Below are 14,761 nucleotides of genomic sequence, written 5' to 3'. Positions count from 1 at the left end.
TTACACATGCGGACATCGTATAATGGATATTACCTCAGCCTTCCAAGCTGATGATGCGGGTTCAATTCCCGCTGACCGCTTAAAAAAATGCTGCTGATATGGCTCAGTGGGTAGAGCACACCCTTGGTAAGGGTGAGGTCCCCAGTTCAATTCTGGGTATCAGCATTTTAAAAAAATATATTCTAATACAAAATTTCAAAAATAATATTCAATCCATAAAAAATCTCACCTTTAAAATTATCTAAATCCTGAAATGAAAATATACTCTAAATACAATTTTTATTTTTCAAAAAATTTGTAACATATGTATTATAAAAAAATTAAACTTTCAAGAAAGTCTAATATATTTCTTGAATTATTTAATTTTTTACAATTCTCAGGAGAAAACATGAGTATACAAATTTCTAACCAAAAAAAAAATAAAAATATAGAAAAAATAAAATGGATTTTTATACTTATAAATTTTATTTTATGTATTTTAATTCACTGTTATTTTAATAAAATAAATTTATTTATTCGAATTTCGTTAATAATTTTTTTAATTAGTTGTACAATTGCTATTTTAATTTACACAAAAAAAGGCAAAGCTATCCTAGCGTATATAAATGCATCAAAAAGTGAAATGCAAAAAATAATATGGCCTAAATATAAAGAAACTTTATATACTACATTTATCATTATTTTTGTAACAATATTTATGTCACTACTTTTATGGGGTTTAGATAGTATTATATTTCGTTTAATAGCATTTATTATTAGTTTAAGGTTATAAAAATGCACGAAAATCCAAAAAAAAAATGGTATGTTTTACAAGCTTTTTCTGGTTTTGAAAGTCGTGTTGCTCAATCAATACGAGAACATGTGAAATTAAATAAAATGCAAGAATTTTTTGGTGAAGTTATGGTTCCTTCTGAAGAAGTTGTTGAAATTCGAGGTGGACAGCGTAGAAAAAGTGAACATAAATTTTTTCCAGGATATGTTTTAATTCAAATGATTATGACAGATACAACTTGGCATTTAATGAGGAATATTCCTAGAGTACTAGGTTTTATTGGAGGAAAATCAGATAAACCATCACCAATCAGTGATAAAGAAGTAGAAACTATTGTTAATAGACTACGTCAAATTGGTGACAAACCAAGACCTAAAACTTTATTTGAACCTGGAGAAATGATTCGAGTTAATGATGGTCCTTTTGCAGATTTTAATGGAGTTGTCGAAGAAGTAGATTATGAAAAAAGTAGATTAAAAGTATCTGTTTCGATTTTTGGTAGATCTACTCCTGTAGAGTTAGACTTTAGACAAGTTGAAAAAAATTAAAAACATTTTTATAAGGAAAATCTTAATATGGCAAAAAAAATACAATCTTATATAAAACTTCAAGTATCTGCTGGTATGGCTAATCCAAGTCCTCCAATAGGTCCTGCATTAGGACAAAAAGGAGTAAATATCATGGAATTTTGTAAATTATTTAATGAAAAAACGGCAAATATAGAAAAAGGATTACCTATACCAGTAATTATAACAGTATATTCTGATCGTTCATTTACATTTATTACAAAAACACCTCCAGCTTCTATTTTATTAAAAAAAGCTGCTGGAATTAAATCCGGATCTAGTAAACCCAAAATCGAAACAAAAGGTAAAGTAACAAATTTACAAATTGAAGAAATAGCTAGAATAAAAGAAAAAGATATGACTGGTTCAAATATTGAAAATATCATTCAATCTATTAAAGGTACAGCTAAATCTATGGGTTTAATTATCGAGGATTAATTATGGTTAAAATTACTAAACGTATGAATACAATAAAGAAAGATATTAACGTTGAAAAGTCATATGACATTGATAAAATAATAACTTTATTAAAAAATTCATCAAAAGTCAATTTTATTGAAAGCATTGATATTGCTATTAATTTAGGAATAAACCCAAAAAAATCAGATCAAAATATTCGAGGAACTACTATATTACCACATGGCATAGGTCGTGTTATTAAAGTTGCTGTATTTACTCAAGGCAAAAATATTGAAATAGCAAAAAACGCTGGTGCAGAATATATTGGAATGGAAGATTTAGCGGAAAAAATAAAAAAGGAAGGTATTATATTCAATACTGTTATTGCATCACCAGATGCTATGAAAATTGTAACTCAATTAGGTCATATATTAGGACCTCGAGGACTAATGCCTAATCCCAAATTAGGTACAGTTACAACCAATATTGATGAGGCAATTAAAAACGCAAAAACAGGACAAATTTGTTATCGAAATGATAAAAATGGAATTATTCATGCTACTATCGGAAGAATTAACTTTAAAAAAGACCAGATTAAAGATAATTTCAATACTTTTTTAGAATCGATAAAAAAAGCCAAACCACCACAATCTAAAGGAATATATATCAAAAAAATTGTTTTATCTAGTACTATGGGAATAGGTTTAACTATAGATCAATCAAATCTATCTTAATTATAATAAAATGTTTTTACTTTACGATAGAAAAAAAATTATTTATAATGGTATCCCCTTTTAAAAATTCAAAATTTATTTTAATAAATTTTTTATAATCACAAAGAAACAATAATACTAATCCTAATTATTGCTTTAAAATTAATTAAAAATCTTTTCTCTAAATAAAAATGTAGGAGAATACGATAAAATGGCATTGAATCTTGATAAAAAAAAAATAATTGTTTCTAAAATACATCAAATTTCTAATTCGGCTTTATCAGCTGTAATTGCGGACTCTCAAGGAATTTCAGTAAATAAAATAAATCAATTAAGACAGTCAGGACGTAAATTAGGCGTAAAAATGAGCATTGTTCGAAATACCTTACTAGCTTTAGCCATTAAAAATACAGCTTTTGAATGTTTAAAAGAAATTGTAAAAGGTTCAACTCTTATAGCTTATTCTACAAATCATCCAGGTAGCGGGGTTCGATTATTTACAGAATTTGAAAAAAAAAACAAAAATTTTAAAATTACAGGAGCGGTTTTTGAAGGTAAACTGCTATCTAACTTAGAAATTAATCAACTTGCAGATATGCCAACTTATGAAGAAGCAATAGCAAAACTTTTATTAATATTAAAAATATCAGCTGCTGGAAAACTTATTTATACATTATCTGCTATAAAAAAGAAAAAAGAAACCTCTTAAAAGAGGTTATTATTTTTGATGTATTATTAACATCTAAAATAATTCTAATTGTTATTAGGAATTATTGTTATGTCTATTACTAAAGAACAAATTTTAGAAGCTGTATCAGAAATGTCGATAATGAATATTATTGAACTTATTTCAGCAATGGAAAAAAAATTTGGAGTTTCTGCAAATATGTCTATGCAGTCCAATAATAATAATGAAAAAAAAGCTGCTGAAGAAAAAACAGAGTTTGATGTTTTTTTAAAAGTTATTGGTCCTAATAAAGTATCAGTGATCAAAAGCGTTCGTAGTGCAACTGGTTTAGGACTTAAAGAAGCTAAAGATTTAGTAGAATCTGCACCAACTGTCATAAAAGAAAATATTAACAAAAAAGACGCAGAATCGTTGAAAAAAACTTTAGAAGATGTTGGTGCTGAAATCGAAATTAAATAAAATATTATATATTTTTATGTAATCAAATTCTGCATATGGCTGGTGTTTTCAATTCACCAGCCCTTTTATATAATAAAATATTTAAATGACTAAAATAAGTAATTAAAATTAAAAAATATCTCTTCTTCAGATCAAAAGACAATAATATTACCATTAATTTGTCTGTCAACAATCGCAGGAACTCTATGGTTTACTCTTACACCGAAAAAAAACGTATTCGTAAAGATTTTGGAAAACGTCCTCAAATTTTGGATATACCATATCTTCTTTCTATTCAATTAAACTCTTATAAAAAATTTATTAAAATAGACGCACAAGGACAACACGGATTAGAAGCAGCTTTTCAATCAGTTTTTCCTATACGTGGTTATAATGGTAATTCTGAATTGCAATATGTAAGTTACCGATTAGGTGAAGCAACATTTGATGTTAAAGAATGTCAAATACGAGGCGCTACTTACTCCGCTCCATTAAGAGTTAAACTAAGATTAGTTATTTATGAACGTGATATATCAGAACCTACAGTTAAAGATATTAAAGAACAAGAAGTATATATGGGTGAAATACCATTAATGACAAATAATGGAACTTTTATAATTAATGGTACAGAAAGAGTTGTTGTATCTCAATTACATCGAAGTCCTGGCGTGTTTTTTGATAGTGATAAAGGAAAGACACATTCATCAGGAAAGGTTTTATATAATGCTCGTATCATTCCTTATAGAGGATCTTGGTTAGATTTTGAATTTGATCCAAAAGATAATTTATTTGTTAGAATTGATAGACGAAGAAAGTTGCCAGTAACTATTATTTTACGTGCTCTAAATTATAATACAGAAGAAATATTAAATTTATTTTTTGAAAAAAATATTTTTAAAATAAATAATAATAAAATTGAATTAGAACTAGTTTCAGAAAGACTTCGAGGTGAAACTGCTTCTTTTGATATTCAGAAAAACGGAAAAATATACATTAAAAAAGGTCGTCGTATCACTGCTAGACATATTCAAGAATTAAAAAAATTTAACATTACGTCTATTATAGTCCCAGTAGAATATATTTTGGGAAGAATAGTATCAAAAAATTATTTACATCCAATAACAAAAGAAATAATTATTTCAGCTAATACAGAATTATCTTTAGAAGTATTAACAAAATTAAGAAAACTAAATTTTTTATATATCGAAACACTTTTTACTAATGATTTAGATCATGGTCCATATATTTCTGAAACACTTCGTATTGATTCATCAAATGATAGATCAAGTGCATTAATGGAAATTTATCGTGTTATGAGACCTGGAGAACCACTAACAAAAGAAGCTACAGAAAATCTATTTGAAAATTTGTTTTTTTCTGAAGATCGATATGATCTTTCATCTGTTGGACGCATGAAATTTAATAGATCTTTATCACGTGAAAAAATTGAAGGTCCAGGAACTTTAAATAAAGAAGATATAATTGATGTAATAAAAAAATTAATTGATATTCGAAATGGAAAAGGAGAGGTAGATGATATTGATCATTTAGGAAATAGACGAATTAGATCGGTAGGAGAAATGGCAGAAAATCAATTTAGACTTGGTTTAGTAAGAGTAGAAAGAGCTGTTAAGGAAAGATTATCAGTAGGAGATTTAGAAACTTTAATGCCACAAGATATGATTAATGCCAAACCAATATCTGCAGCTGTAAAAGAGTTTTTTGGTTCTAGTCAATTATCACAATTTATGGACCAAAATAATCCTTTATCAGAAATTACACATAAAAGAAGAATTTCAGCTTTAGGATTAGGTGGTTTAACTAGAGAAAGAGCTGGTTTTGAAGTAAGAGACGTTCACCCAACACATTATGGTCGAGTGTGTCCAATCGAAACCCCAGAAGGTCCTAATATTGGATTAATTAATTCTTTATCAGTATATGCAAGAACTAACTCATATGGTTTTTTAGAAACACCTTATAGAAAGGTAAAAAATGGATTAGTTACAAAAGAAATACACTATTTATCTGCAATAGAAGAAGGAAATTATATTATTGCACAGGCCAATACAAATATAGATCATAATAATTTTTTTATGGATGATTTAGTAACTTGTAGGCATAAAGGAGAATCAAGTTTATTTAATCGTAATCAAGTAGATTATATGGATGTTTCTACTCAACAAATTGTATCTGTTGGAGCATCTTTGATTCCTTTTCTTGAACATGATGATGCAAATAGAGCTTTAATGGGAGCTAATATGCAACGTCAAGCAGTGCCTACTCTAAAAACTGATAAACCCTTAGTAGGGACTGGAATGGAAAGAGCAGTAGCTGTAGATTCAGGAGTAACAATTGTAGCAAAAAGAAGTGGTATGATTCAATATGTAGATGCTTCTCGAATTATTATTAAAGTTAATGATAATGAAACATTTTTAGGAGAATCAGGTATAGATATTTATAATTTAACTAAATACACTCGTTCAAATCAAAACACTTGTATTAATCAAAAACCGTGTGTTCAATTAAATGAAAAAATAAACAAAGGAGATGTATTAGCTGATGGACCATCTACTGATTTAGGTGAACTAGCATTAGGGCAAAACATGCGAGTTGCTTTTATGCCTTGGAATGGATATAACTTTGAAGATTCTATATTAGTTTCAGAAAAAGTCGTACAAGAAGATCGTTTTACTACGATTCATATTCAAGAATTATCTTGTATATCTAGAGATACTAAACTAGGACCTGAAGAAATTAGTTCAGATATACCTAATGTAGGAGAAGCAGCTTTATGTAAATTAGATGAATCAGGAATTGTATACATTGGAGCCGAAGTAACTGGAGGAGATATTTTAGTTGGCAAAGTAACACCTAAAGGAGAAACACAATTAACCCCAGAAGAAAAATTATTACGTGCTATTTTCGGTGAAAAAGCATCAGATGTAAAAGATTCATCATTAAGAGTTCCTAATGGAGTATCTGGAACAGTCATTGATGTTCAAATTTTTACAAGAGATGGTGTAAAAAAAGATAAAAGAGCTTTAGAAATTGAAGATATGCAACTTAAGAAAGCAAAAAAAGATCTTACAGAAGAATTTAAAATATTTCAATTAAGCTTATTTTTAAAAATAAAAAAAACTCTTCTATCTTTTAACATTGAATTAGACTATTTAAATAAATTGCCTTTAGAACAATGGCTTACAATCAATGTTAAAGAACAAGATAAAAATAAAGAAATGGAGAAATTTATACAACAGAATAATGAACTAAAAAAAGAATTTGAAAAAAAAATAGAAATAAAACGTCGAAAAATTATACAAGGTGACGATCTTGCACCAGGAGTATTAAAAATAGTAAAAGTATATTTAGCAGTAAAACGTCAAATACAACCTGGTGATAAAATGGCTGGAAGACATGGTAACAAAGGAGTTATTTCTAAAATCAATCCTGTTGAAGATATGCCATATGATGAAAACGGTATACCAGTAGATATTGTTTTAAATCCTTTAGGAGTACCATCACGTATGAATATTGGACAAATATTAGAAACACATTTAGGCATGGCTGCAAAGGGAATTGGTGATCAAATTAATAATATGCTCAAAAAACAAGAAAAAATATCTCACTTAAAAAAATTTATTCAAAAAACTTTCGATTTAGGAGAAAACTTAAGACAAAAAGTAAATTTAGACAAATTTTCAAATGAAGAAATACTACATTTAGCAAATAATCTAAGAAAAGGTTTTCCTATTGCAACACCAGTTTTTGATGGTGCAAAAGAAAAAGAAATAAAACAAATGTTAAAATTCGCCAATTTACCTATATCTGGACAAATTTTTCTATTTGATGGAAGAACAGGAGAAAAATTTGAAAGACCTGTTACTGTTGGTTATATGTATATGTTAAAATTAAACCATTTAGTAGATGATAAAATGCATGCTCGTTCAACCGGTTCTTATAGTCTTGTAACTCAACAACCATTAGGAGGAAAAGCTCAGTTTGGTGGACAACGCTTTGGAGAAATGGAAGTTTGGGCGTTAGAAGCATATGGAGCTTCTTATACATTGCAAGAAATGTTAACCGTTAAATCTGACGATGTTAATGGAAGAACAAAAATGTATAAAAATATTGTAGATGGTAATCATCAAATGGAACCTGGGATGCCAGAATCATTTAACGTGCTACTAAAAGAGATTCGTTCACTAGGAATTAATATCGAATTAGAAAACGAATAAAACATTTAATATATTAGTGAATATATAGATTTAAAACCTTCAAAAGTTTCACTCCAATGAGAGCTCATGCGTGAAAGATTTACTAAAATTTTTAAAAGCCCAAACTAAAACTGAAGATTTTGATGCCATTAAAATTTCCTTAGCATCACCAGATGTTATTAGATCTTGGTCCTTTGGCGAAGTTAAAAAACCTGAAACTATTAACTATCGTACCTTTAAACCAGAAAGAGACGGATTATTTTGCGCTCGTATTTTTGGTCCAGTTAAAGATTATGAATGTTTATGTGGAAAGTATAAAAGATTAAAACATCGAGGTGTAATCTGTGAAAAATGCGGTGTTGAAGTTACGCAAAGTAAAGTAAGACGTGAACGTATGGGTCATATAGAACTTTCTTCTCCTACAGCTCATATTTGGTTTTTAAAATCCTTACCATCACGTATAGGTTTATTATTAGACATGCCATTAAGAGATATTGAAAGAGTACTATATTTTGAATCTTATGTTGTTATTGATCCAGGTATGACTAATCTTGAAAAAAATCAAATTTTAACAGAAGAACAATATTTAGATGCATTAGAAGAATTTGGAGATGAATTTTATGCAACAATGGGAGCAGAAGCAATTCAACTATTGTTGAAAAATATGCATTTAATAAAAGAATGTGAAAATTTAAGAATAGAGTTAAATGAAACCAATTCCGAAACAAAACGAAAAAAATTAACTAAAAGAATTAAATTGATTGAATCATTTATACAATCTAATAATAAACCAGAATGGATGATTCTTACTGTTTTACCAGTATTACCTCCTGATTTAAGACCTCTAGTACCATTAGATGGTGGCAGGTTTGCAACTTCTGATCTTAATGACTTGTATAGAAGAGTTATTAATAGAAATAATCGATTAAAAAGATTATTAGATTTAGCCGCTCCTGATATTATTGTTAGAAACGAAAAAAGAATGCTACAAGAAGCAGTAGATGCATTACTAGATAATGGAAGAAGAGGAAGAGCTATTACAGGATCTAATAAAAGACCTCTTAAATCTTTAGCTGATATGATTAAAGGTAAACAAGGTAGATTTCGTCAAAATTTACTTGGAAAACGTGTAGATTATTCAGGTCGATCAGTTATTACTGTAGGTCCTTATTTACGATTGCATCAATGTGGTTTGCCTAAAAAAATGGCTTTAGAACTTTTTAAACCATTTATATATGGAAAATTAGAAGTAAGAAGTTTGGCAACTACTATAAAAGCCGCAAAAAAAATGGTAGAAAGAGAAGAAGCAGTAGTATGGGATATATTAGATGAAGTTATTCGAGAACATCCAGTGTTATTAAATCGTGCTCCTACTTTACATAGATTAGGTATTCAAGCATTTGAACCTGTTTTAATAGAAGGCAAAGCCATTCAATTACATCCATTAGTGTGCGCTGCTTATAACGCTGATTTTGATGGAGATCAAATGGCTGTTCACGTTCCATTAACATTAGAAGCTCAATTAGAATCCAGAGCTTTAATGATGTCTACAAATAACATTTTATCCCCAGCTAATGGAGAACCAATTATCGTACCTTCTCAAGATGTAGTTTTAGGTTTGTACTATATGACTCGAGAAAAAATAAATGGAAAAGGAGAAGGTATGTTTCTAAATGGTTCTAATGAGGCAGAAAAAGTATATCATTTAGGAATTGCTGAACTACATTCTTTAGTTAAAATTAGAATAATAGAATACCAAAAAAATGCAAATAATGAATTTAGTCCTATAAAAAAAATAGTTAATACTACTGTAGGAAGAGCAATTTTATGGATGATTGTTCCTAAAGGTTTACCATTTAGTATAGTTAATCAAACTTTAGGGAAAAAAGATATTTCTAAAATGTTAAATATATGTTATCGCATTTTAGGGTTAAAGCCTACTGTGACTTTTGCTGATCAAATTATGTATACAGGTTTTGCTTATGCTGCAAGATCAGGAGCATCTGTAGGTATTAATGATATGGTTATACCAGAAAAAAAATCAAATATTATCCACGAAGCAGAAATTGAAGTTGCTGAAATACAAGAACAATTTCAATCTGGTTTAGTGACAGCAGGAGAAAGATACAATAAAGTTATTGACATTTGGGCTGCAGCTAACGAACGAGTTGCAAAAGCAATGATGGAAAACTTATCTACAGAATTAGTTTTAAACAAACAAGGAGAATTACAAAAACAAACTTCTTTTAACAGTATATTTATGATGGCAGATTCCGGAGCTCGAGGATCAGCTGCACAAATTCGTCAATTAGCTGGAATGCGCGGATTAATGGCTAAACCTGATGGTTCTATTATTGAAACACCTATCACAGCTAACTTTAGAGAAGGTTTAAATGTACTACAATACTTTATTTCAACTCATGGAGCAAGAAAGGGATTAGCTGACACAGCATTAAAAACAGCTAATTCTGGTTATCTAACACGTCGTCTTGTAGATGTGGCACAAGATTTAGTTATTACAAAAAACGATTGTGGAACACATGAAGGAATTTTAATGACACCATTAATAGAAGGTGGAGATGTTAAAGAACCATTACGTGAAAGAGTTTTAGGTCGTGTAACTGCAGAAAATATATTGAATCCTAATACTAAGAATGTATTAATTGAGAGAAATACTTTATTAAATGAAGAATGGTGTGATCTTTTGGAAAACAATTCTATAGATACGATAAAAGTAAGATCTGTAGTTAATTGTGATACCGATTTTGGTGTATGCTCATACTGTTATGGAAGAGATTTGGCAAGGGGGAACCTAGTTAATAAAGGAGAAGCAATAGGAGTAATAGCAGCTCAATCTATAGGAGAGCCTGGGACTCAATTAACTATGAGAACGTTTCATATTGGTGGTGCTGCATCAAGAGTTGCAACTGAGTCTAGTATTCAAATTAAAAATAAAGGTATTATAAATCTTAACAATGCAAAATCTGTAACTAATTCTTCTGGAAAAATAGTTATCACATCAAGAAACGTAGAATTAAATATAATTGATAAATTTGGTAGAACAAAAGAAAGTTATAAAATACCTTACGGATCTATAATGGCCAAAAAAAATGGAGAAGAAGTTAGTTCTGGAGAAACTATAGCAAAATGGGATCCACATACTATACCAGTAATTACAGAGGTTAATGGATTTGTTCGATTTATAGATATGATAGATGGTCAAAGTATTACAAGACAAGCAGATGAATTAACAGGATTATCTTCAATAGTTGTGTTAGATACAGCTGAAAGAATGACTATTGGTAAAGATTTAAGACCCTCATTAAAAATTGTTGATGAGAAAGGAAACGATGTACTTATTTCAGGTACAGATATGCCTGCTCAATACTTTTTACCAGGAAAGGCAATTGTACAATTAAATGATGGTGTAAAAATTAGTTCAGGTGATACTTTAGCAAGAGTACCTCAAGAATCAGGAGGAACTAAAGATATAACTGGTGGATTACCTAGGGTGGCAGATTTATTTGAAGCAAGACGTCCAAAAGAACTAGCTATTCTAGCTGAAATTAGTGGTATTGTTTCATTTGGAAAAGAAACAAAGGGAAAAAGAAGATTAATTATAACTCCAGTAGATGGAAGTGATTCGTATGAAGAAATGATTCCCAAGTGGAGACAATTAAATGTATTTGAAGGCGAACGAGTAGAACGCGGTGATGTTATATCTGACGGTCCAGAATCACCGCATGATATTCTTCGTTTAAGAGGTGTTCAATCTGTAACTAAATATATTGTAAATGAAGTACAAGAAGTATATCGTTTACAAGGCGTAAAAATTAATGATAAACATATTGAAGTTATTATTAGACAAATGCTTAGAAAAGCGACAATAATTAAATCAGGAAATTCAGATTTCTTAGATGGAGAACAAGTTGAGTTTTCAAGAATAAAAATTTCAAATCGAATATTAAATAAAAAAAATAAAATACCAGCTACTTTTTCAAGAGATTTATTAGGAATTACTAAAGCTTCTTTAGCAACTGAATCATTTATATCTGCAGCATCTTTTCAAGAAACAACTAGAGTACTAACAGAATCAGCAGTAGCCGGTAAAAAAGATGAACTACGAGGATTAAAAGAAAACGTTATTGTTGGTCGTTTAATCCCAGCAGGAACTGGATATGCATATCATAAAGAGCGTTTAAATCGTCGTAAAACTATAAATAATAATCATGCATTAAGTAATAATAATTCGTCTTCTCAAGTTAGTGCTGAAGAGGCATCTGCAAGTTTATCTGAATTATTAAATTCTACTTTGACATAAAAATTATATATATACAAATTTTTAAAATATAAAAATAGAAATATGGCTGCTCTATAAAAGCAGCCTAAAACATTTGTAAATATTTAACATTTATTATTAAATTATATACTTAAATAAACAAAAATATAATTTTTTATAAAAACACACTTAAATTTATTAAAATACATTTAATATTATTTATTTTTTACCTTATTAATATAAACTTGCTAATTTCATTCTTTCAAAATTCTATAAATAAATTTTTATTTAAGTAAAAATATATGTTTTATTTATACTATCTTTTTATTTTTTTAGATATATTATATATTTTATTTAATTTAATAAATTAATCTTTTTTATTTTAAATCAATTTTTAAAGACGTAATATCAATTAAATTTAGATTTAAATTATATAAAATATTAACTGAAATTTGCTTTTTAAATTTTCTAAGAACATAAAATTTATACTCAGATAAGTTGTTCTTACTACATAAAATAGGTGCTTTTTATTAAAATTTATATCAATATAATTTAAATTAATTATTATTTTTTAAATAAAAAGGTAAGATAATGAATAAAACTCAATTAATTAATATTATTTCTAAAAAATCTAATTTATCAAAAATACAAGTTAAATCTACTTTAGAATCAACATTATCAACTATCATTGATTCTTTAAAAAAAGGTGAATCAGTACAAATAGTTGGTTTTGGTACATTCAAAGTCAATTTAAGAGCTGCTCGAACAGGAAGAAATCCACAAACAGGAAAAGAAATTATTATTCCTGCAACGAAAGTACCTAGTTTTATATCTGGAAAAACATTAAAAAATGCAATTAAATAAAAAATTATTATATTAAAAAAAATAAGGGGCACAATGCCCCTATAAAATTAAATATATAAAAATTTTTAAATAAATTTTGTTAATAATATTTTTTATATAAAAGAACTAAAATCATGTTATCAAACAATACATTAAAAAATGCTTTAGTCAGTTTATCTAATAAAAAACATTTATTAGAGATGTCAAGAATTTTATTAGAAAAAAAAATTAATTTATTTTCAACAGGAGGCACAGCAAAATATTTAAAAGATCATAATATACCTGTAGTTGAAATTTCAAAATATACAAACTTTCCAGAAATAATGGATGGTCGTGTAAAAACTATGCATCCTAAAATAATAGCAGGCATTTTAGGTAGAAGAGAAAAAGATCAAAAAATTATGGATTTATATAACATATTACCTATCGATATAGTAATTGTTAATTTTTATCCATTTGATGAAATAAATATTCAACAAGAATACAAAATAGAAGAAATAATTAACAATATTGATATTGGAGGTCCAACACTAGTTCGATCCGCTGCTAAAAATTATAAAGATGTTATAGTTATAGTTGATTTTTCTGATTTTAAATTAATTTTTAATTCAACAAAAAATAATTATATAAGTATCGAAAAAAGATTATATTTGGCAAGTCGTGCTTTTACCTATACCTCAAATTATGAGCAAAGTATTGAAAAATATTTTATAAATAAAAAAAAAAATAATGCCCAACATACCCATGATTTGTTTCCAAATCAAATAAACTTACAGTTCATTAAAAAACAAAATTTAAGATATGGAGAAAATCAACACCAAAAATCTGCTTTATACATAAAAGAAAATATTTTGCACTCTAGTACAGTTAGTTCATCATATCAAATACATGGAAAAAAATTATCTTATAATAATATATCTGATGCAGATATAGCGTTAGAATGTGTTAAACAGTTTGATAGACCAGCTTGTGTAATTGTTAAACACGGTAATCCTTGCGGAGTTTGTGAACATATATCTATATTTCAAGCATATATATCCGCTTATAAATCAGATCCTATTTCCGCTTTTGGAGGAATAGTTGCTTTTAACTCTATTGTAGATACAAAAACAGCTCAAGAAATTATTCAAACACAATTTGTTGAATTGATTATTGCGCCTGAAATCAACTATGAAGCATTAGAAATATTAAAACATAAAAAAAATATAAGAATATTAATTTCTGGAAAATTTCAAAAGAATGATGAAAAAATAGATTTTAAAAAAATAACTAATGGATTACTCTTACAAGAGTACGATAATAATGAAATAGATATTAAAAAATTTAATTTTGTTACAAAAAGATCACCTACTAATCAAGAATTACAAGATGCTATATTTTGTTGGAAAGTAGTTAAATATGTTAAATCAAACGCAATTGTATATGGTTATAAAAAAACTACTATTAGTATAGGTGCTGGACAGACAAGTAGAGTAGATGCAACGCAATTAGCAAACTTAAAAGCAAAAGATAGAGGATTTGATACTAATGCAGTTACTATGGCATCTGATGCATTTTTCCCTTTTATAGACGGGGTAGAAAAAGCCGCTTCCATTGGTATAAATTGTATTATTCAACCAGGTGGTTCAATTCGTGATAAAGAAATTATTAAATGTGCTAATAAACATAATATAGCGATGATTTTTACTCAACAACGTCATTTTAAACATTAATTTTCATAATATTTTAAATAATGAAAATATTAATAAAATATTACTATAGTTTTTAAATCATCGTTTAGATTTTATTTATGTAAAATAATCTAAAAGATGATTTAATTTCTTATAAAGTAGATGTTTTTAATAATAAA

At 27.8% G+C, this 14,761-nt stretch carries 10 protein-coding genes and 2 tRNA genes; all 12 read left to right on the top strand.

All coding sequences use genetic code 11. The annotated features are described in order from the left end of the window. Positions 1-8: 8 nt before the first annotated feature. The 12 genes from D9V62_RS00215 to purH all read left to right on the top strand — a co-directional run bounded on the left by D9V62_RS00215 (position 9) and on the right by purH (position 14,624). Positions 9-80 (top strand) — tRNA-Gly (locus tag D9V62_RS00215). A gap of 12 nt (positions 81-92) precedes the next feature. Further along, positions 93-165 (top strand) — tRNA-Thr (locus D9V62_RS00210). Positions 166-388: 223 nt separating this feature from the next. Next, positions 389-772, top strand: a complete 384-nt coding sequence (gene secE / locus D9V62_RS00205; protein ID WP_158339819.1) for a preprotein translocase subunit SecE — start codon at positions 389-391, stop codon at positions 770-772. 2 nt (positions 773-774) lie between these two features. Then, a complete protein-coding gene (gene nusG, locus D9V62_RS00200) occupies positions 775-1,320 on the top strand; it encodes a transcription termination/antitermination protein NusG (protein WP_158339818.1) in 546 nt (181 codons plus the stop codon). Between the two features lie 27 nt (positions 1,321-1,347). Beyond that, positions 1,348-1,776 carry a 50S ribosomal protein L11 gene (gene rplK / locus D9V62_RS00195; protein WP_158339817.1) on the top strand — a complete coding sequence of 143 codons (429 nt, stop codon included), beginning with the start codon at positions 1,348-1,350 and terminating at the stop codon, positions 1,774-1,776. A gap of 2 nt (positions 1,777-1,778) precedes the next feature. Beyond that, positions 1,779-2,471: a 50S ribosomal protein L1 gene (gene rplA / locus D9V62_RS00190; RefSeq protein WP_158339816.1), complete on the top strand. Its 693-nt coding sequence runs from the start codon at positions 1,779-1,781 to the stop codon at positions 2,469-2,471. 190 nt (positions 2,472-2,661) lie between these two features. After that, complete coding sequence (rplJ, locus tag D9V62_RS00185; protein WP_158339815.1) at positions 2,662-3,159, top strand: 50S ribosomal protein L10; 498 nt, start codon at positions 2,662-2,664, stop codon at positions 3,157-3,159. A 69-nt stretch (positions 3,160-3,228) separates the two neighbouring features. Beyond that, positions 3,229-3,597, top strand: coding sequence for a 50S ribosomal protein L7/L12 (rplL, locus tag D9V62_RS00180; RefSeq protein ID WP_158339814.1), 369 nt, complete (start codon positions 3,229-3,231; stop codon positions 3,595-3,597). Between the two features lie 185 nt (positions 3,598-3,782). After that, positions 3,783-7,811 (top strand): DNA-directed RNA polymerase subunit beta, encoded by a 4,029-nt coding sequence (rpoB, locus tag D9V62_RS00175; RefSeq protein ID WP_158339813.1) that lies wholly within the window; start codon positions 3,783-3,785, stop codon positions 7,809-7,811. Positions 7,812-7,881: 70 nt separating this feature from the next. Then, entirely contained in the window at positions 7,882-12,111 is a 4,230-nt protein-coding gene (gene rpoC / locus D9V62_RS00170) for a DNA-directed RNA polymerase subunit beta' (protein ID WP_158339812.1), read from the top strand. 549 nt (positions 12,112-12,660) lie between these two features. Further along, the gene (locus tag D9V62_RS00165) at positions 12,661-12,933 is read left to right on the top strand and encodes an HU family DNA-binding protein (RefSeq protein ID WP_158339811.1); all 273 of its coding nucleotides are present in this window, start codon (positions 12,661-12,663) and stop codon (positions 12,931-12,933) included. A 113-nt stretch (positions 12,934-13,046) separates the two neighbouring features. Continuing rightward, the gene (gene purH, locus D9V62_RS00160) at positions 13,047-14,624 is read left to right on the top strand and encodes a bifunctional phosphoribosylaminoimidazolecarboxamide formyltransferase/IMP cyclohydrolase (protein ID WP_158339810.1); all 1,578 of its coding nucleotides are present in this window, start codon (positions 13,047-13,049) and stop codon (positions 14,622-14,624) included. The last annotated feature ends 137 nt before the right edge of the window (positions 14,625-14,761 follow it).

This window comes from Buchnera aphidicola (Aphis helianthi) (genome assembly GCF_005083845.1).
GTDB lineage: Bacteria > Pseudomonadota > Gammaproteobacteria > Enterobacterales > Enterobacteriaceae > Buchnera > Buchnera aphidicola_AW.
The sequence above is the reverse complement of the archived record's forward strand: the minus strand, read 5'-3'. Positions and strand labels throughout refer to the sequence as shown.

Bases quoted from the DNA above. Each gene is read 5' to 3' on its own strand.
- secE (WP_158339819.1), top strand. From the start codon at position 389: ATGAGTATACAAATTTCTAACCAAAAAAAAAATAAAAATATAGAAAAA.
- nusG (WP_158339818.1), top strand. From the start codon at position 775: ATGCACGAAAATCCAAAAAAAAAATGGTATGTTTTACAAGCTTTTTCT.
- rplK (WP_158339817.1), top strand. From the start codon at position 1,348: ATGGCAAAAAAAATACAATCTTATATAAAACTTCAAGTATCTGCTGGT.
- rplA (WP_158339816.1), top strand. From the start codon at position 1,779: ATGGTTAAAATTACTAAACGTATGAATACAATAAAGAAAGATATTAAC.
- rplJ (WP_158339815.1), top strand. From the start codon at position 2,662: ATGGCATTGAATCTTGATAAAAAAAAAATAATTGTTTCTAAAATACAT.
- rplL (WP_158339814.1), top strand. From the start codon at position 3,229: ATGTCTATTACTAAAGAACAAATTTTAGAAGCTGTATCAGAAATGTCG.
- rpoB (WP_158339813.1), top strand. From the start codon at position 3,783: ATGGTTTACTCTTACACCGAAAAAAAACGTATTCGTAAAGATTTTGGA.
- D9V62_RS00165 (WP_158339811.1), top strand. From the start codon at position 12,661: ATGAATAAAACTCAATTAATTAATATTATTTCTAAAAAATCTAATTTA.
- purH (WP_158339810.1), top strand. From the start codon at position 13,047: ATGTTATCAAACAATACATTAAAAAATGCTTTAGTCAGTTTATCTAAT.